The sequence below is a fragment of the Pseudovibrio japonicus genome (genome assembly GCF_014651595.1).
GTDB classification, from domain to species: domain Bacteria; phylum Pseudomonadota; class Alphaproteobacteria; order Rhizobiales; family Stappiaceae; genus Pseudovibrio; species Pseudovibrio japonicus.
The window spans coordinates 411,533-434,870 of the sequence record NZ_BMXE01000001.1 but is presented as its reverse complement, the minus strand read 5'-3'; the positions used below and the strand labels follow the sequence as shown (position 1 = coordinate 434,870).

General features: G+C 53.6%; 21 protein-coding genes. 9 read left to right on the top strand and 12 right to left on the bottom strand.

All coding sequences use genetic code 11. The annotated features are described in order from the left end of the window. Positions 1 to 14: 14 nt before the first annotated feature. On the bottom strand, positions 15 to 1,328 hold the full coding sequence (locus tag IE076_RS01875) for an acetylornithine deacetylase/succinyl-diaminopimelate desuccinylase family protein (RefSeq protein ID WP_189434844.1): 1,314 nt from the start codon (positions 1,326 to 1,328) through the stop codon (positions 15 to 17). Positions 1,329 to 1,561: 233 nt separating this feature from the next. On the opposite strand from IE076_RS01875, the gene IE076_RS01870 reads away from it, so the two are divergent. Both IE076_RS01870 and IE076_RS01865 read left to right on the top strand, forming a co-directional pair. After that, complete coding sequence (locus IE076_RS01870; protein WP_189434842.1) at positions 1,562 to 2,965, top strand: mannose-1-phosphate guanylyltransferase/mannose-6-phosphate isomerase; 1,404 nt, start codon at positions 1,562 to 1,564, stop codon at positions 2,963 to 2,965. A 107-nt stretch (positions 2,966 to 3,072) separates the two neighbouring features. Then, on the top strand, positions 3,073 to 4,584 hold the full coding sequence (locus tag IE076_RS01865) for a phosphomannomutase/phosphoglucomutase (RefSeq protein WP_189434840.1): 1,512 nt from the start codon (positions 3,073 to 3,075) through the stop codon (positions 4,582 to 4,584). Positions 4,585 to 4,710: 126 nt separating this feature from the next. Here IE076_RS01865 and IE076_RS01860 read toward each other — a convergent pair whose 3' ends face one another. Then, a complete protein-coding gene (locus IE076_RS01860) occupies positions 4,711 to 5,601 on the bottom strand; it encodes a LysR family transcriptional regulator (protein WP_189434838.1) in 891 nt (296 codons plus the stop codon). Positions 5,602 to 5,791: 190 nt separating this feature from the next. Here IE076_RS01860 and IE076_RS01855 point away from each other — a divergent pair, with 190 nt between their 5' ends. After that, positions 5,792 to 7,291, top strand: a complete 1,500-nt coding sequence (locus IE076_RS01855; protein WP_189434837.1) for a CoA-acylating methylmalonate-semialdehyde dehydrogenase — start codon at positions 5,792 to 5,794, stop codon at positions 7,289 to 7,291. 48 nt (positions 7,292 to 7,339) lie between these two features. Here the strand turns inward: IE076_RS01855 and IE076_RS01850 are convergent, their stop codons facing one another. Then, complete coding sequence (locus IE076_RS01850) at positions 7,340 to 7,840, bottom strand: hypothetical protein (RefSeq protein ID WP_189434835.1); 501 nt, start codon at positions 7,838 to 7,840, stop codon at positions 7,340 to 7,342. A 444-nt stretch (positions 7,841 to 8,284) separates the two neighbouring features. On the opposite strand from IE076_RS01850, the gene cydD reads away from it, so the two are divergent. Beyond that, positions 8,285 to 10,090 (top strand): thiol reductant ABC exporter subunit CydD, encoded by a 1,806-nt coding sequence (cydD, locus tag IE076_RS01845; protein ID WP_189434833.1) that lies wholly within the window; start codon positions 8,285 to 8,287, stop codon positions 10,088 to 10,090. Next, a complete protein-coding gene (gene cydC, locus IE076_RS01840; RefSeq protein ID WP_189434831.1) occupies positions 10,087 to 11,826 on the top strand; it encodes a thiol reductant ABC exporter subunit CydC in 1,740 nt (579 codons plus the stop codon). Before cydD ends, cydC begins: the two co-directional genes overlap by 4 nt. Positions 11,827 to 11,920: 94 nt before the next feature. Here cydC and IE076_RS01835 read toward each other — a convergent pair whose 3' ends face one another. After that, a complete protein-coding gene (locus IE076_RS01835; RefSeq protein ID WP_189434829.1) occupies positions 11,921 to 13,042 on the bottom strand; it encodes a saccharopine dehydrogenase family protein in 1,122 nt (373 codons plus the stop codon). A 243-nt stretch (positions 13,043 to 13,285) separates the two neighbouring features. Continuing rightward, positions 13,286 to 13,765, bottom strand: a complete 480-nt coding sequence (locus IE076_RS01830) for an Lrp/AsnC family transcriptional regulator (RefSeq protein WP_189434828.1) — start codon at positions 13,763 to 13,765, stop codon at positions 13,286 to 13,288. Between the two features lie 251 nt (positions 13,766 to 14,016). Between IE076_RS01830 and IE076_RS01825 the strand changes: the two genes are divergently transcribed. Then, the gene (locus tag IE076_RS01825) at positions 14,017 to 15,054 is read left to right on the top strand and encodes a zinc ABC transporter substrate-binding protein (protein WP_189434826.1); all 1,038 of its coding nucleotides are present in this window, start codon (positions 14,017 to 14,019) and stop codon (positions 15,052 to 15,054) included. 110 nt (positions 15,055 to 15,164) lie between these two features. Here IE076_RS01825 and IE076_RS01820 read toward each other — a convergent pair whose 3' ends face one another. Continuing rightward, the gene (locus IE076_RS01820) at positions 15,165 to 15,815 is read right to left on the bottom strand and encodes a hypothetical protein (RefSeq protein WP_189434824.1); all 651 of its coding nucleotides are present in this window, start codon (positions 15,813 to 15,815) and stop codon (positions 15,165 to 15,167) included. 287 nt (positions 15,816 to 16,102) lie between these two features. After that, complete coding sequence (locus tag IE076_RS01815; protein ID WP_189434822.1) at positions 16,103 to 16,603, bottom strand: MarR family winged helix-turn-helix transcriptional regulator; 501 nt, start codon at positions 16,601 to 16,603, stop codon at positions 16,103 to 16,105. A 145-nt stretch (positions 16,604 to 16,748) separates the two neighbouring features. Between IE076_RS01815 and IE076_RS01810 the strand changes: the two genes are divergently transcribed. Further along, the gene (locus IE076_RS01810) at positions 16,749 to 17,627 is read left to right on the top strand and encodes an EamA family transporter (protein WP_189434820.1); all 879 of its coding nucleotides are present in this window, start codon (positions 16,749 to 16,751) and stop codon (positions 17,625 to 17,627) included. 111 nt (positions 17,628 to 17,738) lie between these two features. Here IE076_RS01810 and IE076_RS01805 read toward each other — a convergent pair whose 3' ends face one another. Both IE076_RS01805 and IE076_RS01800 read right to left on the bottom strand, forming a co-directional pair. Next, positions 17,739 to 17,975 (bottom strand): hypothetical protein, encoded by a 237-nt coding sequence (locus IE076_RS01805; RefSeq protein WP_189434818.1) that lies wholly within the window; start codon positions 17,973 to 17,975, stop codon positions 17,739 to 17,741. 421 nt (positions 17,976 to 18,396) lie between these two features. Then, positions 18,397 to 18,681: a putative quinol monooxygenase gene (locus IE076_RS01800; protein WP_189434817.1), complete on the bottom strand. Its 285-nt coding sequence runs from the start codon at positions 18,679 to 18,681 to the stop codon at positions 18,397 to 18,399. Between the two features lie 111 nt (positions 18,682 to 18,792). On the opposite strand from IE076_RS01800, the gene IE076_RS01795 reads away from it, so the two are divergent. Beyond that, complete coding sequence (locus IE076_RS01795) at positions 18,793 to 19,161, top strand: winged helix-turn-helix transcriptional regulator (RefSeq protein WP_189434815.1); 369 nt, start codon at positions 18,793 to 18,795, stop codon at positions 19,159 to 19,161. A gap of 81 nt (positions 19,162 to 19,242) precedes the next feature. On the opposite strand, the gene IE076_RS01790 is transcribed toward IE076_RS01795, so the two are convergent. Beyond that, entirely contained in the window at positions 19,243 to 19,488 is a 246-nt protein-coding gene (locus IE076_RS01790) for a hypothetical protein (RefSeq protein WP_189434813.1), read from the bottom strand. Between the two features lie 198 nt (positions 19,489 to 19,686). Here IE076_RS01790 and IE076_RS01785 point away from each other — a divergent pair, with 198 nt between their 5' ends. Further along, positions 19,687 to 20,718, top strand: coding sequence for a phytanoyl-CoA dioxygenase family protein (locus IE076_RS01785; protein WP_189434812.1), 1,032 nt, complete (start codon positions 19,687 to 19,689; stop codon positions 20,716 to 20,718). 76 nt (positions 20,719 to 20,794) lie between these two features. Here IE076_RS01785 and IE076_RS01780 read toward each other — a convergent pair whose 3' ends face one another. After that, positions 20,795 to 22,090: an MFS transporter gene (locus tag IE076_RS01780; RefSeq protein WP_189434810.1), complete on the bottom strand. Its 1,296-nt coding sequence runs from the start codon at positions 22,088 to 22,090 to the stop codon at positions 20,795 to 20,797. Positions 22,091 to 22,314: 224 nt separating this feature from the next. After that, positions 22,315 to 23,259: an alpha/beta fold hydrolase gene (locus tag IE076_RS01775; RefSeq protein WP_189434808.1), complete on the bottom strand. Its 945-nt coding sequence runs from the start codon at positions 23,257 to 23,259 to the stop codon at positions 22,315 to 22,317. Between the last annotated feature and the right edge of the window lie 79 nt (positions 23,260 to 23,338).

The window sequence follows — 23,338 nt, the reverse complement described above, 5'->3', positions numbered from 1 at the left end:
TCATCCCCTATACTTCAAGAGTGCACATGTCCAGGCAGTGTTGTGGTTGTTTGTTTTGTTGTTGGCTCTGTCAGAAGAGAGTACGCAGCCAGCGCCATTACCTTTGCACTGTCAACAAGATCCTCAATCCCAACAAATTCATCCGGCCTGTGTGCCATCTCAAGTTCGCCCGGGCCATATGCAATGCAATCGTGCAAGTGGCCAAGCCGTGTAATGTGCTTCTGATCATAGGTTCCCGGAGAAACCACATATGACGCATCCTTCTGAAGCACGTCCCGAATGCCGCCTGCAACCGCGCGGGCGACTGGAGAGTCTTTCTCCGCCATCACCGGGAGAACTTCAAGGAGATCCTTTAGCTCATAGTCGAAATTTTCACGTGTTTTACGCAGGTTTTCTAATATTTCAACTATCTCTTGCTTAACGTCTTGCAAAGGCTCCTCAATCAGGAAGCGACGATCCAGAACGATACGGCAGCTATCTGCAACACATGGGGAGGGCAGACCATGGTGTCCTTCATCCTGCCCGCCATGTAACGAGTTGATATTTAAGGTAGACGAACGGGCGCCGGGAGGAATAACCGGCATTTGTGTTTGTTTTTTGCTGAGCGCGGGATAAAGCTCCGTTTCAAGCTCGTGCAGGAAAGCACTCATGTGACGAATTGCGCTGTCACCCAGAAACGGCATGGACCCATGCGCAATGGATCCACGAGTCTCAACTTCGCTCCACCACACACCCCTGTGACCAAGGCAGATCTGGTCTTTGTGAAGCGGTTCGGGGATGATTACGTGATCCACACGCGGTTTGGAAAAATAGCCATGCCGAGCAAGATAGGCGACACCGCCCAGCCCGCCAGATTCCTCATCAACCGTACCGGAGATCTCGATCGCCCCGCAAAACTCGGGAAAGCACTCAATCAGGGTTTCCGCCGCAATGATGGAAGCCGCCAGCCCCCCTTTCATATCACAGGCACCACGCCCAAAGACTTTTCCGTCTTTCACCACACCCGCAAATGGATCAACCGTCCAGCCATGCCCAACCTCAACAACATCGATATGTGAGTTAAAATGGATGCAAGGGCCAGGGCCACGCCCTTCATAACGGCAAATCACATTGATACGCGGGTACTGTTCACAGTCGCCGGGTGTACCGTCAGCTCTCACATACTCAACTGAAAAGCCCTTACGCTTCAGACGCTCACCAATGAACTCTGCACAAGGACGATAAGCTTCTCCAGGTGGATTGATTGTCGGAAACGCAATCAGATCACGGGTCAGAGCAACAAGCTCCTCCTCTTTATCCTCGATAGTCCGCCCCAGTTCCTCCCGCATCTTCCCCCCAGAACAAATGCTTAATAAATTCAAGGGTATCGTGACCCGTCGAAAATGCACTGAATACCCCTGAAAAATAAGGGGAACTTTAGGGCCATATTGACGGTAATACGCTTCAGGATTGTCCACGAGAAGGTGTGGAACATTGAAACCCTACGTGTTTTGAGGGTTTTGACCTGCCGCATCTGCGTCTACCAATAGTCTGTTCCTTGTTTGAAAGTGATCCAGAATATATGAGCGGCAATAATACAAGAAAAATCACGCCCGTGATTCTATCGGGCGGGTTTGGTTCTCGCCTCTGGCCTCTGTCCCGTAGAGAAAGGCCAAAACAGTTCTTGCCTATCTTTTCAGGTCAAAGCCTCTTTCAAAAAACATGCGAGCGCGTCAGCTCAAATCAGTTCCGTGCACCGCTCGTCATCTCCAATCAGGACCACCGCTTCCTGATCGGAGAGCAGATGGCCGAGATGGGGATTAAACCGCAAGCCATTGTGCTTGAACCATGCGGACGCAACACGGCAGCGCCGGCGGCCCTTGCAGCGCTAATGGCGTTGCAAACGGACGAAAACGCAATTGTGTTGCTCCTGCCATCTGACCATTTGGTTGCAGATGAAGAAGAGTTCCAGTTAGCGGTAGAAGCCGCGCAAACCGCTGCTGAAGCCGGTCAGATCGTTACGTTTGGTATTGAACCTAGCGAACCCAACACAGGCTACGGCTACATCAGGCTCTGTGCTGGCAGTGAACCTGTGCGCAAAGTGGACGCCTTTGTCGAAAAGCCGGATTTGGCAACCGCTGAACAGTTCCTCAAACACGGCAATTACCTCTGGAATGCTGGCATTTTCATGTATTCCGCTGCGACCATGCGCGATGCCTTCCTAAAACACGCACCCGATATCTGGGAGCAAGTCTCCGAAGCCTCCAAGAACGCCCGTCACGATCTGGATTTCCTCCGCCTTGAAGAAGGCGCCTTTGCAAAGGTGCGCAATATCTCTTTTGATTATGCGATTATGGAAAATGAGGAGAACGTCGCCTGCGTCCCAACCGATCCGGGCTGGAGCGATCTCGGTTCCTGGCCAGCTATCTGGGAGTCCATGGCCAAGAATGATGAGGGAAACTCCGCTTTAGGGGAGGCGATCTTCGAACAGTCCAAAAATTGCCTCGTTTATTCTGAAGATGCGCTTGTCAGCGTTGTTGGCCTTCAGGACGTCATGGTCGTGAACACCAAGGACGCGCTCCTCGTTGCTGCAAAAGATAAGGCGCAGGACGTCAAGAAGGTGGTGGAGCAATTGGACAGCGCCAATCGTTCTGAAACCGTTCAGCACCGCCGTGTCTACCGCCCGTGGGGTTGGAGCGAGCGCATCTCTGAGGGTGAGCGCTTCCGCGTGCAGTCCATGATGATCAAGCCGGGCATGGGCCTGACCCTGCAGCGCCACATCCACCGCGCAGAGCACTGGGTAGTTGTCAGCGGAACGCTGGAGGTCACGATTGACGGAAAAAATGAGTTGATTTCGGAAAATCAATCTGTCTTTGTCCCTCTGGGAGCACGGCATAAACTACAAAATCCGGGAAAAATTCCGGTCCGCATGATCGAGGTCCAGTCAGGCGCATATATCGCGGAGGACGACATCCTGCGCGTATAACCTGAATTTGAATACCGTTTCGGGCACACGCTCATTTCAGAACGGACAATAATAAGAGCCTCACGTCTCAGTATTTCCCGTGACCTGAGGCTTATCTAGGAGAAACTATGTCAATTATTCCGGTTTCACAGCTAACACCAAACACCTTGGCCTATGAAACAACACCATTGGTCAAACCGACCGGTTTTCGCGAGTATGATGCACGCTGGCTGTTTGAAGAAGAGATCAACCTGAAGGGCATTCAGGCGCTGGGCGAAGGGCTTGGCACTCTTATTCATGAGCTAAGCGTCCGCCCCGAGATCGTCACAGGCCATGATTTTCGTGGCTACTCTGCATCCATCAAAATGGCATTGATCACTGGCTTGATGTCAGCTGGCATCAAGGTACATGACATCGGCCTCGCCATGTCTCCAATGGCGTACTATGCCCAGTTCGATCTGGATGTGCCATGCGTGGCCATGGTCACCGCCTCCCACAATGACAACGGCTGGACTGGCGTGAAGATGGGGGCAAACCGCCCACTCACCTTCGGGCCGGAAGAAATGACCCGCCTGAAAGAGATTGTGATGGCAGGCGCAAGCGACCTGCGCGGCGGGGGCTCCTATGAATATCATCCGGATTTAGCAGATCGTTACATCGCTGACCTGACTGAGCGCGAAAAGCTGAAGCGACCGATCAAAGCTGTTGTCGCCTGTGGCAACGGTACTGCTGGCGCATTTGCGCCGCGTATTCTGGAAGCGCTGGGCGTTGATGTCATTCCGCTCGATTGCGAACTGGATCACACCTTCCCCAACTACAACCCGAACCCGGAAGACATGAAGATGCTTCATGCAATCCGAGACAAGGTTCTGGAAACCGGCGCAGAGGTGGGTCTGGGCTTTGATGGCGACGGCGATCGCTGTGGTGTGGTCGATAACGAAGGCGAAGAGATCTTTGCAGATAAAGTGGGCGTCATGCTTGCCCGCGATATTTCCGCGCTCCACCCGGAAAGCCAGTTTGTGGTTGATGTGAAGTCAACCGGCCTGTTCCACACAGATCCGGTGCTCAAGGCAAATGGTGCAAAGACCGACTACTTCAAAACCGGTCACTCCTACATCAAGCGCCGCGTCACCGAGCTGGGTGCGGTCGCTGGCTTCGAAAAGTCCGGCCACTACTTCTTCAACCCGCCAATCGGTCGCGGATATGATGATGGTGCCGTCTCCGCAATCGCTGTCCTGGACATGATGGACCGCAACCCGGACAAGTCCATGGCTGACTTGCGCCGCGATCTGCCCAAGACCTGGGGCTCCCCAACCATGGCCGCCAAATGTGCCGATGAGATCAAATACGACGTAGTTGATCGAGTGGTTGCGCGTTTCAAGTCCCTGCAGGAAGAGGGCGCGCAAGTGGCCGGTCAGGATATCGCTGACCTGATTACCGTCAACGGCGTGCGTGTGGTATGCGCTGATGGAACATGGGGCCTCGTCCGTGCCTCTTCCAATAAGCCTGAGCTGGTAGTTGTGGTGGAAAGCCCTGTCTCCGAAGTACGCCTGCACGAGATGTTCAAAGCGGTAGACGCGGTTCTGCGTGAAAACCCTGAAGTGGGTGCTTATAACCAGACACTGCCTGAACTCGCATAAGTTCATCTGAAAATCAGAGAACAAGAAACGCCGGCCAGTTGGACCGGCGTTTTTTATTGGCATCTGATCGAGACAGGGAAGTCGAGCTGGCTAACGCTGAGACCATTTCACTACGAAATGCATGCCCTATTGCTGGTTCATAAAAAGATCTTTCTCCTGTTTGACCAGGTCAAAGATGAAATCAGAGACAGCTTTGATACGTCGTAAATGTCGGGCGCTTTCATGGGTGACCAGATAGTAACTACGCGAAATGCGTTTTTCTGGGAGCACAGGCACAAAGTCATCATTTCCATCGGCAATGAACCCGTGAAGAATGCCAATCCCACTGCCCGCCCGCACAGCTTCCGTCTGTCCCAGAGCACTGGCGCATTCCAGCCGGGACTGCCAATCCTTGGAGAACTCAGCACAGTAGTTGAGGGAAGGGGCGTAGATTAGGTCATCCACATATCCAATCAGGCGATGTTGTTTCAGCTCTTCTTCGCTCTGCGGTAAGCCGTAACGTTCTGCATAGGTGCGTGATGCATAAAGACCCAGTGTGTAGTCGGTCAGCTTACGGCTCACAAGTCGGCCATGGTCTGGCTGCCCAACCGTCACCGCCAGATCAGCTTCGCGCTTGGAAAGCGAAAAGGCGCGGTGCAGCGGAACCAGCTGGAGAGTAAGGTCTGGATAACGTTCATTGAGCGCACCCAGACGCGGCGCAAGAAAGGCAACGCCAAACCCATCTGGTGTACCAATCCGCACAGCGCCGGAAAGCTCCACATCGGTCCCGCCGATCTCTGCCCGCGCTGAAAGCATCTCGGTTTCCATGCTCTCCGCGAACTCAAAGAAGCGCTCGCCCTCACTGGTGAGAGCACAGCCGGTGGTCCGCCGGTCAATCAGCTTAGCCTGCAACGCCGCCTCAAGCGCGGAAATACGCCGCGCAACCGTGGCATGGTTCAAACTGAGCCGTTGCGCCGCCCCCAGTATTTGGCCGGAGCGGGCCACTGCCAGAAACACCCTTGCATCATCCCAGTTCATGATCTCTCCCACGTCTGCGTTCCGTCGTGTTTGGGATTTAAATTTCGCACAACGGTTTTGGAAATTATCGCATTGATACGCGAAAAATATAGTTCATGCTAGGACTATACAGAAATTCGCCCGCAAACCCGCAAAAGCAACGCGGTGGTGCGCTAGAACAATCAGAAACATTTAGAGGGAGGACCTCACCGTGGAAGAGATTGGTCATTTTATCAACGGTAAGCGTGTAGCAGGCAAATCTGGCCGCACAGCAGACGTATTCAATCCAGCAACGGGCGAAGTAACAGCAAAAGTTGCTCTGGCAAGCGCAGCTGAACTGCAAGAGGCGGTTGCCATCGCGGAAAAAGCGCAGATCGGTTGGGGAGCAACCAACCCACAGCGCCGTGCGCGTGTGATGATGAAGTTCGTTTCCCTGCTTCACCGCGACATGGACAAGTTGGCATCCAAACTGTCTGCTGAACACGGCAAAACCTTCCCGGATGCAAAAGGTGATGTCATCCGCGGCTTGGAAGTGGCAGAATTCTGCATCGGTGCACCGCACATGATGAAGGGCGAGTACACCGAAGGTGCAGGTCCTGGCATCGACATGTACTCCATGCGACAGCCTCTGGGCGTAGCGGCAGGTATCACCCCATTCAACTTCCCAGCCATGATCCCAATGTGGAAATTCTGCGTTGCAATCGCAGCCGGAAACTCTTTCATCCTCAAGCCATCAGAGCGTGATCCGTCCGTGCCAATGATGCTTGCAGAACTCATGCAGGAAGCAGGCCTTCCAGATGGTGTCCTGAACGTCGTCAACGGCGATAAGGAAGCCGTAGACGCGATCCTCGACGATCCAATCATTCAGGCCGTTGGCTTCGTGGGGTCCACCGCAATCGCTGAATACGTTTACACCCGTGGCACAGCCTCCGGCAAACGCGTCCAGTGCTTCGGCGGCGCGAAAAACCACATGCTCATCATGCCAGATGCGGATCTGGATCAGGCAGCAGATGCTCTTGTCGGCGCTGGCTTTGGCGCTGCTGGCGAACGCTGCATGGCAATCTCCGTTGCTGTGCCTGTTGGGCAGGAAACTGCAGACCGCCTCATCGAAAAGCTGATCCCGCGTGTAGAGAGCCTCAAAGTTGGCCCATACACTGCTGGTGATGACGTTGACTTTGGTCCTGTTATCACACCGCAGGCCCGCGAGCGTATCCTTGGGCTGGTAAACTCTGGAGTAGAGCAGGGCGCGAACCTTGTTGTTGATGGTCGTGACTTCAAACTGCAGGGCTACGAAAACGGCAACTTCATCGGTCCTTGTCTGTTCGATAACGCAACCAAAGACATGGACATCTACAAAGAAGAGATCTTTGGTCCTGTTCTCACCGTTGTACGCGCAGCAACCTATGAAGACGCAATCCAGCTGCCAATGGAACATGAATATGGCAATGGTACTGCGATCTTCACCCGTGATGGTGATACGGCGCGCGACTTTACCAACCGTATCAACATCGGCATGGTTGGCGTCAACGTACCAATCCCTGTGCCGCTGGCATACCACACCTTCGGCGGCTGGAAGCGCTCCGGCTTTGGGGATCTGAACCAGCACGGCCCTGATGGCTTCAAGTTCTACACCCGTACCAAGACAGTCACATCCCGCTGGCCGTCCGGTGTGAAGGAAGGCGCAGAATTCTCTATCCCGACAATGGGATAAGCCTTTACTGGGAAGAATTTTAAAGAGGCGCTCTTCGGAGCGCCTTTTTTATAGGTTGCTGCCTAAAGGGTAGGCACAGGGCGTGGAATCCACATCACGGCACGGCTCATAATAGGCGATATCGCTCTTGCTATCGTCATCCCAGGTCAGTTGCACCGCAAGAGCCTGCACCGTTCCGCCATCAAATTCGATGATATAAGGCTGGTGGATGCTGTCCGGCTCCACCTGGAAAGGATACTCACGATCGCATTCAGGGATAGGAAAGCTCTGATCCAGATCTTTTGAATCCACGGAATACCGGATCTCCTTGAGTCTGCATCTCAGGGACATGATCGGCGCAAAGCTGACAATCTGCTTGCCATCCAGCTCCTGAAAGGTGATCCAGCCATCAGGCTGCAGATCGCTGGCCATTGTCTTAAAAATGTCCAATGGCGGAATAACATCGTCCCGCTCCTGAGAAAAACCGCTTTTTGCGGAGGTTATAGCAAAGAAGACAAGGCCAAGGCCCCAGGCTGCCGTCAGGCAAACACGACGAAAAGAGCAAAACATGTCAGGTTCTCTCCCTTTATTGTTATTCAGCAATATGAACTCAATCGCTCTATGTAGGCTGAGACGCACAAGACAACGCGGGGACCCTAGCGGAAAGCCGTTAATTTTCCCGAAAATGGGGAATCCATGAGCCGGATTGATTTTTGTCGTGGCAGCTTCTCGGTAAAACCCCGTAAAGCTCGGGAAAGCAAGAGGTTCCGGGCACCGAAGATTTCGCAGGGCACACCTGTGCGCTTATGTCCCATGCTAAATGGGGTATCTTCGCCCCTGAGTTGATTGCGATTTATTAAAAAACTGGAGTAATTCTAACGAGCGTGTTGCAATCATGGACCGTGTAGGTCAATCCATTGCACAAGCAAGTGCAGGCAATTGAAGAGTTATTTCGGAAATTGACTGAAAGAGTTACAGGCAGATGCCCCGGCAAGAGGGAACCGGAAAAGCGGAATGACTGAAAACCTAGCAGATATTACAGAGTTATCTGACGAAGATGTAGCGCAGGCCAGCGCCCATGCGAAAAAGCGCGGGCGCAAAAAGTCCGCCGGTCAGATATGGCTGCAGGATGCTGTTCGCCCGGAAATGAAACTGGTCAAGCGCGGTGCAATGCTGCAAGGCATCTCTGAGCTTCTCTGGATACCGCAAGCAGCACTTCTCGCTCTGGCAATCGCGGGCCTGATTGATCCTAAAGGACCGGGCCTTGATCCATTTTACGCAACAGCTTCCATATTGCTCCTTGCCGTCATTCGCCACTTTCTGCGGGTGAAAGGGGGCGGGATCGCGGTTCGCGCAGCTTCCAAGGCGCGCCACAGGCTGGAAACCAGTTTGCTGAGCAACCTGACCAACCTGTCACCGGCAACCGAACTGCCCGCCAGCGGAAAAATCGCCTCAATCGCGGTAGACCACATTCAGGCCATTGGTCCGTACCTTGGCCGCTTTCTCCCAATCCAGTCGCGCCTTTCACTCGTCCCTCTCGTATTACTTGCCTCAGTCGCCTATGTCAGCTGGTTTGCAGCCTTGTGCCTGCTGGTGTTTGGACCGCTCGTACCTGTCTTCATGGCCATCGTTGGTATCCGCGCTAAAAAAGCCAGCGATCAGCAGCTGGGTGTGCTCGCCGATATGGGCGGCCTGCTACTTGATCGCCTCAGAGGTATGGAAACTCTGCGCTTGTTCGGCGCCGTTAAACGCTCTGAAGATGATATCCGCAAACTAGGCGGCGAGTTCCGCATGTCCACCATGCGCGTGCTCCGCATCGCATTCCTCTCAAGCACCGCGCTCGAACTGTTCAGTGCCGCAGCAATCGCCCTCACCGCCATCTATGTAGGCTTCTCACTGCTTGGTGACTGGAGCTTCGGCACTTATGGTTCTCCGCTGACACTGGCGGGAGGCCTGTTTGTGCTGATGATCGTTCCTGAGTATTTTGCGCCGCTCCGCGCCTATGCCGCCGCCTATCATGACCGCGCAGCAGGACTTGCCGCCGCCGATCATATCGTTGAACTGCAAAAGCAGCTTGAAAACGATGAGCAAAAGGCAAGCGTGGCTGAGGGCATGCACATTGTTCCCCTGCCAGCCACCGGTGCCTTGACCATTCGCAATCTCAGCGTTTCCCGTGGCCAGCGCTCAATCCTGACAGACGTCAACCTGGCCCTCGGTGAACCCGAGCTGGTGGTTGTTAAAGGCCCAAGTGGAACCGGTAAATCAACCCTGATGGATTGCATCCTGGGCTTCCTGCCAGCAGATCAGGGCCAGATCGCCTATGGCGGCCTGCCCATCTCCTCCTACGGCCTGACCAACTGGCAACAATCCATCTCCGTGCTCTCGCAAAATCCGGAGCTGTTCCACGGCACGCTGCGGGCAAACCTGCGCCGTGCCGGAGAATCTGCCGACGATGCAACACTAACCGAAGCCCTGAAGCTGGCCGCGGTTGATGAGCTGCTTGCGAAAATTCCCGGAGGCCTATCGGGTCAGATCGGCGAAGACGGCAAAGGCCTGTCATTGGGCGAGCGTCGCCGCTTTGCACTGGCCCGCGCCGCCCTGCGCAAAGATGCACGGTTGATCATCGCAGACGAACCAACCGCAGATCTGGACGGAACAACCGCGCAAAAGGTTGTAACAGCCCTGAAGACGCTGGCCCGGAACAAGCCCGTTCTGGTCGCAACCCACGACCCGCGTGTCGTTGGTTCTGCCGACCGTGTGCTGACCCTGAAAGAGGGTGTGCTGGTTGAAGTAAGTGAACGCGAAGGAGAACAGCAATGAGATCGTCCCTTCGCATAATCTGGCTGCTGCAAAAAGAAGAACCGCTTGCCTTCTGGGGTGGTCTGATCCTCGCATTTATTCCAGCTATCGCAGGCATCGCCCTGATGGCTGTCTCCGGCTACTTCATCACCGCAACCGCCCTTGCTGGCCTGTCAGCAGGCGCGATTGTCTATAGCACCTCCGCTGCCTCCAACAGCATTCGCCTTTATGCGTTCATGCGCATCTTCGGTCGCTATGTGGAACGCGTAATCACCCACGACGCCACCTTCCGTTTTCTGGCAAACCTGCGCTCCGGCGTCTTCCGTGGCCTTGTTGCCCGCGAAGGTAATGGTACGTCAAGCCAACGCTCCGCCACCGCATTGTCCCGCGTGGTTAGTGACGTGGACCAGCTCGACGGTCTGTTCCTGCGTCTGGTGGTGCCGCTCAGCTCCGCAACCATCATCACCGGTCTGACCCTTGTCATTCTGTGGGACTATTCCCCAATGGCCTCCATCGCCCTTGGCGCCGTGCAGGCCGCTGGCCTGACCGTACTGGCACGCTCCGGCGGTCATCGCCAAAAGGCGCAGGCCCGCAAGCTTAACACTGCCCGTGACGCTCTGCGCGTTCGCGTGTCTGATCTTGTGCGTGGTCGCCGTGACCTTTCCGTCTTTGGCGGTCTGGAACAGCAGCGCCTGTCGGCACTGAAAGCCGTCAACCAGCTGGATGAGGTGCAGGAGCAAAACGAACTCACTGAAATGCGCAACCAGGCAGTCATCAGCACCATGAGCCAAGTGATGGTGGCAGTCACCTTCCTGTTCGCAGCTTATTCCTATCAGCAAGGACAGATGGAACTGCAGCACATCGCCTTGTTTGCCTTCGTCGCACTGGCCCTGCCAGAACTGCTGATCTCCCTTGCCAACAGCGCAGGCAGTTGGAGCAAGATGTCTGGCGCTGCCGACCGTGTGCGCTCTCTACTCACATCCGGGCAGGATAGTGAAGCGCTGCAAAGCGCACGTAGTGGGTCTGAGGCCCCAGTGTTTGAAGCTGGCAAAGACGCGCTCAGCCTCAAGGATATCCGCTTTGCCTACACACCCAAGGCAGCTGCTATTCTGGAAGGCGTAGACCTTGCCCTGCCAACGGGCAGCCGCACAGTAATCATCGGCCCAAGTGGTGCAGGCAAATCGACGCTCGCTGCCATCGTTGCCCGCCTGCAAACACCGCAGAACGGCTCAGTGCAGATCGGTGGCGTTGAGTTGAACTGTCTCGCCGAAGATAAACTGCGCGCAGCCCTGACTGTTGTTGGCCAGCGCACGCAGATCTTCCACAGCACCATTGCCGAAAACCTGCGCATTGCCCGCGAAGACGCAAGCGATGCAGACCTGTGGGAGGCTCTCTCCCATGCTGGCCTCAAAGAGCTGGTGGAAAGCAGACAGGAAAAGCTGGAAACCCGCTTGGGCGAGGGCGGTCTGGGCCTATCTGGTGGCGAAGGACGCCGTCTGGCGCTGGCCCGTGCCTACCTGCGCGATCCTGAAATCTGGGTGGCGGACGAGCTCACCGAGGGGCTAGATCATGCAACAGCAGACACGGTGCTCGCCTCCTTCCGCGCCATGACCAGAGGCAAAACCGTCCTTATGGTCTCTCACCGCGCCAGCGAGCTGGAATGTGCTGACCGCGTCTTGGTGCTGGAAGACGGCAAGCTGACTGAAGTCACGCTGCCATTGTCCGATGAGATCAAAGACCGTCTGCGCGACGACTGATCGGTAATACTGAATGCCATATCAAAAGCGCAGCCTCCGTAAGGAAGCTGCGCTTTTTGTTTTTTGTGATCACACTAGAAGGCGGTCAGGTGCCTTAAGCTGCGATCTGGCGTCCTGGGGTTTGCTCATCAGACCCGCCATTGTTGTAAAGTCCGCCAAAGCGGTTGGCGAGGAAGTCCTGCAGGCTAATGCTCTCCTGCTTCACAAAGCCCTTGGCGGTCAACGTGCCATCCATCAACAGATCCAGCGTGGCGCAAATACTGGCCGCCGTGGTGATCTGGATACCGCTCCAGTGCTTACCCATGATCTCGCGGTCATTGACTACATGAGAGTAGGACATTTGCTGGAAGCGCCCGTCCTTCATGCCCGTGGCTGTGATGAAGATGAGCACACGGTCCTGCATGGTCACAGGAATGGAATCTTCCATCACTTCCTTCAGGAGTTCGCGCTTATTGATGAAGCCAAGATCCTTGAGCAACAACTCCATGATATCCCGGTGACCCGGATAGCGAATGGAAAGATAGCGCAGGCTTTGTACTTTTCCCTTCAGCGTGTCGGACAAAGAGCCCAGACCGCCAGAGGTGTTGAACGCCTCATAATCAACGCCGTCCAGCGAGAAATGTTGTAGGCCCGCAAGTGCCGGAACCTTGGTCAGCTCGCCACCTTCAATGGCAAGGCAAGGATTACAGTACTCGTTAATCAAGCCGTCCGTAGACCATGTCAGATTGTACTTGAGTTTGTTGGTCGGGTAGCGGGGCAGTGCGCCCACACGCAGGTGCAGGTCTTCCAGACTGTCAAACTGCTTTGCAAGATCATATCCGGCAATGGAGACAAAACCGGGCGCGAGGCCGCACTGCGGAGCAAATGCCTTATTGGCACCTTCAGCAATCTTCTCCACTTCAGCAGTGCTGGCCACATCTTCGGTCAGGTCAAGATAGTGGCAATCTGCATCTTTGGCTGCCTGTGCAATGACAGGTGTCAGGAAGAATGGCGCAGCTGAAATAACCGCGTCGCAGCCCTTCAGAGCGTCCGTGAGCTTGCCCAGGTCACTTACATCCAGTGCTTCTGTGGTCACGTGCGGCACGTCCAGCGCACTCAGCGCATCCGCACTCTGGTCCAGCACCTTGATCTGGTAATCACCTGAACCTTGCAACAGCGCAGCGATCATCCCACCGATCTTACCTGCACCCACAACAGCAACATGATGTCGGCTCATAAGCCCCTCCAAGCTTGTTTCAACTATCAATCAGTTTAAGCGAAAACACTGCCGAAGTTTACGGGGCAACCTGCCGAAATGACGTTTTATTTCGGCATAATAGCGGTTATTATGTCATATTGACATATATTGAGTAAAATTAACGGGTCTCGGGTGCCTTGCTCATATGATTCGTATCACTAAAAGTACCCGTGCGGGCACCAGCTAAATCATGCAGGCAAATTGTGCGGAGATGAAGAAACCTTAGTTCTCAAGACTATAGACGTTTTGCGGCATGAAAGGCCGCTGTCGCTCAAACTTCTTGGTCAGCACAATCGACGAACGGGTGCGCTCCACCCCCGGAATGGCTGCAATTTCGTCCAGCACGGCGTCCAGATCCTCCAAACGGTCAGGCTCAACAATCAAGCAAAGATCAAACTCACCGGAGATCGTCAGACAGCTTCGGATTTCAGGGTAGGATTCCAGTTGGGTAATCAGCTCGCGGGAGCGCTGCTGGGCCACAGAGAGCATGACAAGTGCTTGAACGCGCTTATGATCCTGATCATCACCAAGGATAGCCGTATAGCCAATAATGATGCCTTTCCGCTCAAGACGGGCAATACGCTCCTGAACCGTCGAACGAGCCACATCCAGCCGGCGGGCGATCGAAGATACTGGTTCCCTAGCATTACCCTGCAAGATAGCAATTAGCTTGCGGTCCAACTCATCCTTAATCTCTGCCATAAAGTATCCTTGTGTATTTTTGGGCAATATAACAGCTCTCTTGGCAATTTGGCAGCAAGATCAGGCAAAACCAACAGGTAATAAGGCAATGACCTATATAACCTTCTGAAATTAAATCGATTTTTTCTCCGTTAATTCGAGATTTCCAAAAACTGCATAAATCAGAGGAAAGCCCGTTGCACTCCAAAATATGTGACGTTATAAAGTAACGAAATCAGATGTAATAGTATAACAAAAGGGGTGTGGTGCGTATGAGGCATCTCCTGAGTTCAATCAGTATTCTTAGTATTCTGGCGGGCAGTGTGACGTTTCCGGCATTGGCTCAGGCGCAGATCAACGTGGTGGCCTCCATCAAACCGGTCCATTCTCTGGTGGCCAGCGTGATGGAAGGCGTCGGCACCCCCGATCTGGTGGTCGAAGGGGTAGGCTCACCACACTCCTACAGCCTGCGCCCATCAACGGCCCGCAAGATCGCCAATGCGGATGTTGTGTTCTGGGTCGGCCCCCAGATGGAAAGCTTCCTGCAAAACCCGCTGGAGAACCTCGCGGACGACGCCACCATCGCAACACTGAGTGAGGCAGATGGCCTAACCCTGCTCAGCTTCCGCGAAGGCGGCGAGTTTGAAGGCCATGAGCACGACGATCATGCTGGTGAAACCGCGAGCGAGCACGCCGAGCACGCTGATGAAGCTCATGATGACCATGACGAGGCGGATAATCATGATGAGCATGACGACCATGCTGCCCATGAAGACCATGGCGAGGAAGCCGTGGACATGCACATCTGGCTGGACCCGCAAAACGCCATCGCCATGCTGAACGAAATTGAGAGAACTCTTTCAGAAGCTGATCCGGAAAACGCCGCGCAATATGCTGCCAACGCAAAGGCTGAGGCTGACGAGATTAATGCTGCTTCCGAAATACTGAAGGCAGAGCTGCAAAACCAACAGAACAAGCCGTTCGTGGTGTTCCACGATGCCTACCGTTACTTCGAAGAGGCCTATGACCTCAACGCGGTCGGCTCTGTGACCGTAAGTCCGGAAGTTCTGCCCGGTGCCAGACGCATTTCGGAAGTGCGGGAAAAGCTGGAACACCTTGGCGTGGCCTGTGTCTTCTCCGAGGCTCAGTTCAACCCGAGAATGGTTGAGGTCTTGAAGGAAGGCACCAACGTGAACTCTGCAGAACTGGACCCGCTGGGATCCACATTGGACGACGGTCCGCAGCTGTACACCAACTTGCTCAAGCAAATGGGCGGCGCGTTCTCAGCCTGCTTGTCCGGTAACTCCTGAGCCAAGTAATAATCATGAAAATCAGCCGGAACTGACAAAACCGCTCAAGCAGGCACCGTCAGTTCCGCTCGCCCCATACAGGGCCATTTGCGCAATATACGTACGCAGGATCAATCCTCAGGGCAACGACCTCTGATGGTTTTGCCGTTCCTAACCCGACCTGTTACAGATGAGCGCCGATCTTCCAGATAGACACGCCCCTTCACGCCAGAAAAGGTCACACTCGCGACCTGAGTTTTACCGTCAAGGCAAAGATAGGGTCTGCCAGATTTCTTCCCAGTGTATCGGATCGTTACGTGCTCAGCGGTGGTTCTGTTGGACAGCTTGTTGCTTCCACCGTTGATTTTAAGACCACCAAACTCTGTTTTCGATGCGCTCACCGGTCCGGTTACAGAAACCAATTTCTTGAATTCCGACCTCATTGAATTGAAAGGCCCGATTACAGAAACCTTCGACTGAAAGACTGAGGTTTTGGTGGTTGCCGGTCCGGTGACAGAGACTTGGGACCTATATCGGGAAGCAGTGGAGTGAAAAGGCCCAACAACAGAAACGTTGGAACGAAACTTGGAACCTTTGAAGTTGGTCGGTCCCACAATCCGCAAGGCTCCTTTGGCTGTGGTTCCCTGAACGCTGGTCGGGCCAAACCATGTACGTTCATGATCAATTGTCTGGTTTGAAATATTGACAGGTCCGGCTGCAGCAGAACCACACATGACAATTGAAAATAGCAGCACGGCTGTAGAAATCTTTCTCTTGGACATATCATTCCTGAATAGTAGGTGTGCAAATCTATTGGTAACAGCGCCAATCAGTGGATTGGCCACGTCACCCATCATGGATAAATCAACTTTTGCTAGGATCTGAGCTTCCTACATCTTCAGATGGGGAACTGATTTCTAAAAACAACCTGTGATTTTAGGAAAAACAACTGCGTTAAGGGGGCTGGCAAGTTGGTACAACTCCTAGCGATTTTGCGGACCTCAAGAAACAAAGCGAGGTCTTGCAAAGGTGCCCAAGCAACCGGCTGGCAGCAGTTCTGAAGGATAAGTTACATTGTCCCGTCTGTTTCCAGCTTGTGGCTCCAGCGCTCCAAAATGCCCGCAAGTGCCTCACGGTCCTCCGGCGATAGAGCCTTGAGCATCTCGGCTTCAAGCTCAAAGTGCTTACCTGCGACTTTCTCGACCAGAGTTCGCCCCGCATCGGTCAGGTGGATCATCAATGCACGCCGGTCATTCGGGTTCGCCTCCCGCCGGACCAGACCCAGTCTCTCCAGTTTGTCCAGACGGCTCGTCATGGTGCCAGACGTCAGCATACTCGACCGAGTTAGCTCGGTTGGGCGTAGCGCATAAGGCGTACCACTGCGCCGCAGTGTGGCCAGAACATCAAAGTCACCTGTTGCCAAACCAAACTTGCCAAAATTGGCAGAAAGTGTCTTGTTGATCTGCGTGCTCAGCCGCATCATCCGGGCCAGCACATACATCGGGCTGGCATCAACCTCGGAGTATTCGCTTTTCCATTGGTTCACAACGCGGGCAACATGATCAGTCATGGTCACTCTCAATAATCTGGTTCTCGGCAATGTGCCCATATATTGCAGATGAATTACTTGATATCAAGATACTTGACGTTTCTGCGTACATATCTTAAACATCACCTCAAATAGTTTGAAATCAAAATAATTGAGGTCGAAGTATATGTTGATTCAACTGCGCACCGCGCTCACGCCCGCCATTTGGGGCACCACATACGCCGTCACCACACTGCTGCTGCCTGCAGATCATCCTGTCTGGATGGTGGTCTATCGCTTGCTGCCCGCAGGCCTGCTGCTGCTGGCATTGTCTCCCGGCCTGCTTAAAGGCCCATGGGTAAAGCGTGCCATGACGATCGGCCTGACAAACCTATCCATGATCTTCTTTGTCTTCATCGCCGCCTTCCGTCTGCCAAGCGGGATGGCCGGAACGCTCATGGCAACGCTTCCTTTGCAGATCATCTTCTACATCTGGATTTTGGACGGGAAAAAGCCCGTTGCCCGCCAGCTCATGGCCGCGCTTCTTGGCTTAACCGGCGTGGGCTTGTTGCTGCTTGGCGCTGTTGAACTGGACTGGATGGGCATTGCAGCGGCAATGGCCGCGTGTTTGAGCACGTTTACGGGCGTTTATCTCAGTGGCAAATGGGGTAAGCCTGATGTGAGCATGGTCACCTACACCGGCTGGCACGTCACCCTGGGTGGCCTTTATGCGGTGCCCATCGCCCTTATGCTGGAAGGCGCTGCCCCCATGCCGGATCTGAACATGGCATTGGCATTCTTCTGGATTGGCATCTTGGGAATGGGTCTGGCGTCCGTTAACTGGATGAAGGGGATCGTTCAACTCAACCCAACAACGATCGGCTTCCTGTCACTGGTCAATCCGGTCACCGCTGTTCTGTGCGGTCTGTTGTTGATCGGAGAGGAGTTTGGCCTCCGCCAGTGGGTCGGAATTGTGATCGTGCTTGGCAGCATTGTCTATGCGCTGACAACACCGGATGCCTCAAAAAGAACAGTGCAACCCAAGCCAGCCGCAGCAACCAGATAAAATTCGCTCTGCAAATGGGGAAGGGGAGAGAAGGCAGATTCAATCAATGAGCCTGCCGCAAGCTTGAATGATCAAAGGCTTAAAGCATACCCGCCTAAAACGGAACAAAGATCAGCGCAGGTAAGCGATGTAGGCATCCTGCGCTTTTCGCATGGCTTCAACCTTGTCGTTGACGTCGCCTTTGCACACAACACCATTATGATGCAGCTCCCACCGCCATGGTTTGCGGGTCGTGTCACTTTCTTCGCGATGCACCCGCATACTCATTTCAGTATTGAGAACGCCCGTACCTACCGTGTAATCAGGAACGTTCCGCCAAAGCTGTCGCCACTGAAACTTCTTGGACATAGTAATCTCGCACCCGATGTTCTTTCTATGTTCTCTTTGTGGGATGATTCCATTAATTTTCTCCTAATATCTGTGATGTGTTACAGGCCACGCCACGCACAAACAGCCCAACCACATGGCCGGGCTGTTCAATTTTTGCCTGAGATTTTCTGTTATCAAACGCCGCGGCCAAACCGGGGGAGGCCAACACCGGCGAATATTACAAACCCGGCTTAGGTTGTTTGGGCGGTTCCGGAGCCTTTATCCTGCCGTCAGGTTCCACTTTCGCCAGTTCAGGACCCTATGAAACACAGCGAGATTTCCATCATCGTCTGGTGCAGTCATACCTAGGCAGGCGGCCGTCTACGAACCATAGCACTCCGCAACTTTTGCAGTGTCTTCACCAAAATGAGAAGCCACCGCAGAGCAGGAGTGACACCCGTTAGATGCGCGTCATTTCGTTTACAGTATATCTATCAACGGCACCCTCTGTGGCGACGATGTATGCTGTTAGATGTGGCATATTCATGTGGTCTTGCCACAATGCGCGGCTTTCCCATTGTTCAAAAAATAAAAAGTGAGTGGGATCATCATTGTCCACGTGCAGGTCGTATTGCAGACAACCGGCATCTGCGCGACTCACGTCAATCAACTTCTCAAGCTCTGCCTTAAGCAGGTCTTCCTTGCCTTTAACAGCGTGGATATTGGCAACGATAGTCAACGTCATTGTTTGATCCTCTCTTTTGTTTTCTGGCAAGGAACCTATATAGTCGCTATATCGGGAACAAGTACGCACAAATTGGGCCGATAGGTACAACAAGTATACTATGGAGATAATATGAATGATAAAAGTCAACGCTTCGAACAGTACAATTGCAGTCAGGGGTGCCCGGTAGAAGCTGCACTGGAGCTGATTGGCGGCAAATGGAAGGGCGTCATCCTCTACCACCTGATGGAAGGTACCCAGCGCTTCGGTGAGTTGAAAAAGCAAGTCGGATCAGTCACCCAGCGCATGTTGACCAAACAGCTGCGTGAGCTTGAAAATGATGGTCTGGTTGCCCGCAAAGTCTATGCTGTAGTCCCGCCCCACGTGGAGTACTCGCTCACCCCAAAGGGAGAAACCCTGCGCCCGATCATCACCGCACTGCGCGATTGGGGCAATGAGCATGCGGTGAGACAAGTGGTGCAGGAAAAAGAAGAAGCTTAAGGGTATGAGTGTGTGCTTATGATGCAGCTGCGGGCATCTGGATACGTTTGGACGCACGAAATCAAAGCATGTGTGAGCTAGTCAATGTTCCTCCCCGAACGGCCATGAAAAGGGCCAGAAGAACGGCCCAAGCCCAACCGTGCAGAAAAACAGGAAGTAAGCACTCACCATACCGATCAGATCCAGCTCATAAAGCGCCAGCGCTGCTTCAATAAGGACGTAGGCACTAAACACCATAAACCCAAGCCCCAGCACCACCCTTACAGCTACTATCACCAGATCCTGAAAAGACCGGGAACTCTCCGGCTGCATCGCACCACTGCCCATAGCTCACTCCCTTTCTCCTCTAGTCTCACAAATAATACCTACTAAACCCCTTCATTCATCACTCCTTGAATTGGTGGGTGATAGGAGCAATTAACGCTGCGTACCCATAACCTTGCCCTCGAAGCCTTTGAATTGTCACGGTATAGGAATAAAACTTAGAGTTGCTATAATGCAATTCCTCAGTTTTAGGACGCCGCGATGACACCTCTGAAAATGCTCAAGAGCCCGCTATGGGTTGCCGATATTGCTCTGGGCGGAAAGTCGTTTCGCGATAACCCGATTATCGGCAGTCGCTCCCTCAATGAGAGAGGTTTTCATATCCGGCGGATGGCGTTTGCCGAACGTATGGCGGACATGCGTCGCCGGCAAATGGAGCATCTCCTGCCAGCTGACGATCGAAAGTTCTTCCATGAAAACGGGTATGTTGTGCGCCACAATGTATTGCCTGCCGATGTCTTTAAAGCGGTGCAGGAGGAACTGGAACAGAACGAGTTTGCAGCGCGTGAGATGAAACAAGGGCGTACCGTCACCCGTTTCATTGGTCTGACGCCCGCTATACTGAAAAAATTACCTGGCCTGAAAGCCGCTGTCGGTGCTGATATTTTCCAACAAGGCTTGCGCTACGTCGCCTCCAACAATGCTGATCCGCTCGTGTATCTGCACACTGTCCTTTGGGATCTGGATCAAAAACGCAAAGACCCGCAAACCAACTTTCATTCAGATACCTTTCACTCCACGGCGAAAGCTTGGCTCTTTCTGAAGGATGTTGAGCTTGCAGATGGGCCTTTTCAGTATGTGTCGGGGTCTCACAGGTTAAATGAGGTGCGAACAAAATGGGAGTATGAGCAAAGCCTCACAGCTGCCACTTCCCGCGATTCAAATCACGCAGTTGGTTCGTTCCGCATCAGCGAAGACCAAATGCAACAGATGGGATTTGAAAAACCTGTGTCCTTCGCAGTTCCCGCAAATACGCTCGTCATCGCAGATACCCACGGGTTCCATGCACGGGGCATCGCAACCCGTCCGGGACTGAGGGTAGGGCTGTATGGTTCCGTGCGCCGCTCCCCGTTCTTGCCGTGGGCCGGTGGCGACGTAAGATCGCTCCCCGGCATCAAAGGCTACCAAACTGAAATCTTTGGCGCTTATCTTGACTGGCGCAGCAAAAAGGGCCGCGGTGTGTCCCACGTGGATGTGGGCAAAGTCAAAGCGACAGATCCCGCCGTGCGGTAGCCAATTGTCAATGGCTAACAATGACATGGTCTAAGGAACGCTGGGCCCTCATGACGAAGCGGCTGAGATAGCACCTTCACTCCGAGGCATCCTTCAAAAAAGTGGTATTGTCAGATCTACTTACAAGTTGCTTAAGCTTTGGAAGTCGCAGGATCACAACTTGCGAGAGCACCGAGGCGACGAGTACGTAGTAAATCGGCATGTAATCGTCACCACTTCGAGTGACGAGATACGTGACCAGTACCGGCGTTGTCCCGCCAAATAGAGCCATGCATGTATTATAGCCCAGTGCCACAACGCTGCACCTGACAGCAGCAGGCGATATCTCGATTAAGAGGCTTATGGAGACAGCCCAACCAACGGCATTGATGATTGAAAATCCCATTTGCCCAAGAAAGACGAGCGGCAAGCGGCCACTGTGCATCAACTCCCAAAGCGGCCAGGCAAACAGCATCATTGCCAAGGTAGCAATAAACAGCATGCGCGCTCTGCCTATCCGATCTGACAACCATCCAAACAGGAGCGCAGAGATCGCAATAATGAATAAGTTTGCGGTAGAGATATCCAACGCTTGAGCTGAGGTAACCGAGCCACTCTCAGCCAGATAGGAAGCAGCGTAAACGAATATCACAAAGTACAAGATAGCTGTCGGCAACAGCAGCGTGATGATTTGAAGGATGAGCGGCCAATAGTGCACAACTGCGACAACAACCGGAAACCGGACAGTTTCAGCCTCGCTCCGCGTTTCAACAAGGTGATACCGTAAAATAAAGCTCGTAACGGCAACGACGCTCCCGAGCAAAAAGGGAATGCGCCAACCCCATGCCTTCATGTCAGTTTCTGTTAGCAAGGAACTCACAATCGCAGGCACGCCAGCCCCCAGCATACACCCCAGAGCCATGGCAAAGACGATCCACGATCCCGCAAGTCCTTTCGCATTTTCTGGCGCAGCCTCCACCAATAAAACCCCTGCTGCGGGATATTCGCCAGCAACGGATATACCTTGAATCAAGCGCATGATAATGAGGAGAATGGGCGCGAGAATGCCAATCTGGGAGTAACCTGGCAGTAACCCGATGACCAACGACCCTCCGCCCATCAAAAAGACAGAAAGCATCAAGACAGGAATCCGGCCAATTCGGTCCCCCATATGGCCGAACAATACGCTTCCAAGGGGTCTGGCAGCGTAGCCGACGGCCAACACCCCAAAGGCATAAAGAAGTGAAGCCGTTGAACCGTCTTCGGGGAAAAATGCAAAAGCAATAAACGGTGCTAGAAATCCATAGACTGTGAAGTCATACCATTCCGAAACATTCCCGCTTATGGCAGCAAGCACCGCTCGCGGCTTCATGTTCGACTGACTGGCGTTCACTGCGAGCTCCAAATCAAGTTATGTCGCACAATCAGCCCTTCTGAGCCAGTTGCCAAGCCTTGGAATGATGGAGATCGAAGTTCTGGTAACGCGATACTATCGGAGGTCCGGGTTTTATCCGCCAGCCCGCAAATAAACGCCCATCCTCTAGCCCGCAGACGTTTCCAATCGGCAAACCACTCTTTTCCTTTGATGTCTCACGACACCCAGCAGCGATTGGGAGCCTAATAAGCGCTCTGCTCCTCCAGCCAGTTTAGGATCGCTTCGTTTGTTTCCTCCGGCCTTTCCTGTTGGATCCAATGACCGCAATCCAGATTGACCACGTCCACATTGGGCACAAACTCTTCCAGCCTTTTGGACTTCGGGACTATGTCCCGGTCGCCATAAATCATCAATGTAGGCTGCTGGATGACTGGGTTGGCGCCCGCTAAAAGGTGCCAGTTTCGATCAAAGTTTCTGTACCAGTTCAGGCCTGCAGTGAACCCTGAAGTTTCGAAAGCAGACACGAACACAGCAAGATCGCTATCGCTCATTAAGGGATCACCACGTGGTATTTCCGATTTAGCCAGATTGATCAGCGCCATACCCGGCTCATGCGCACTGGGGGGCACGTTCTTCCTGTACATGTTGCGAAGGAACTGGAATGTATGTTCTTCAAATACCGCGTCTGCGACACCGGGCTGCCGATTGAAGTGGACAATATAGAAGTCGCCGCCGAGCATATCTTCCATAAACTCGACCCACGGTTTCGGGCCGCGTTCGAGATAAGGCACGCTCAGGTTAATCACCTTATCGACGCGTTCCGGATGCAGCAAAGCCAATCCCCAGACGACAAGCGCACCCCAATCGTGCCCCACAAAGATCGCGTCGTCGTATCCATAGTGGTCAAGCAGTGCGGTTAGATCACCTGCCAAATGCTCAATGTCATAGTCTGCTACCTCACTCGGGCGGGACGAGTTGCCATAGCCTCGCTGGTTCGGGATAATGACATGGTAGCCCGCTGCCACCAGCGCGGGCACCTGATAACGCCACGAAAAAGCATGCTCCGGCCAGCCGTGGCACAGGACAATAGGATTGCCTGCGTTTTGCTGGCCTGCTTCGAATACTTCAAGCTCCACACCACTGACTGAAACAAGAGTAGGCTTGGGAAAAACAATTGAATCTAGCATTGGAGTGCCTCTTTTGCTTCTCGGGGGTGATCAAAGAACGCCATCTGATACGGGCGTGGTCAATTTTCGTGGGCCACTG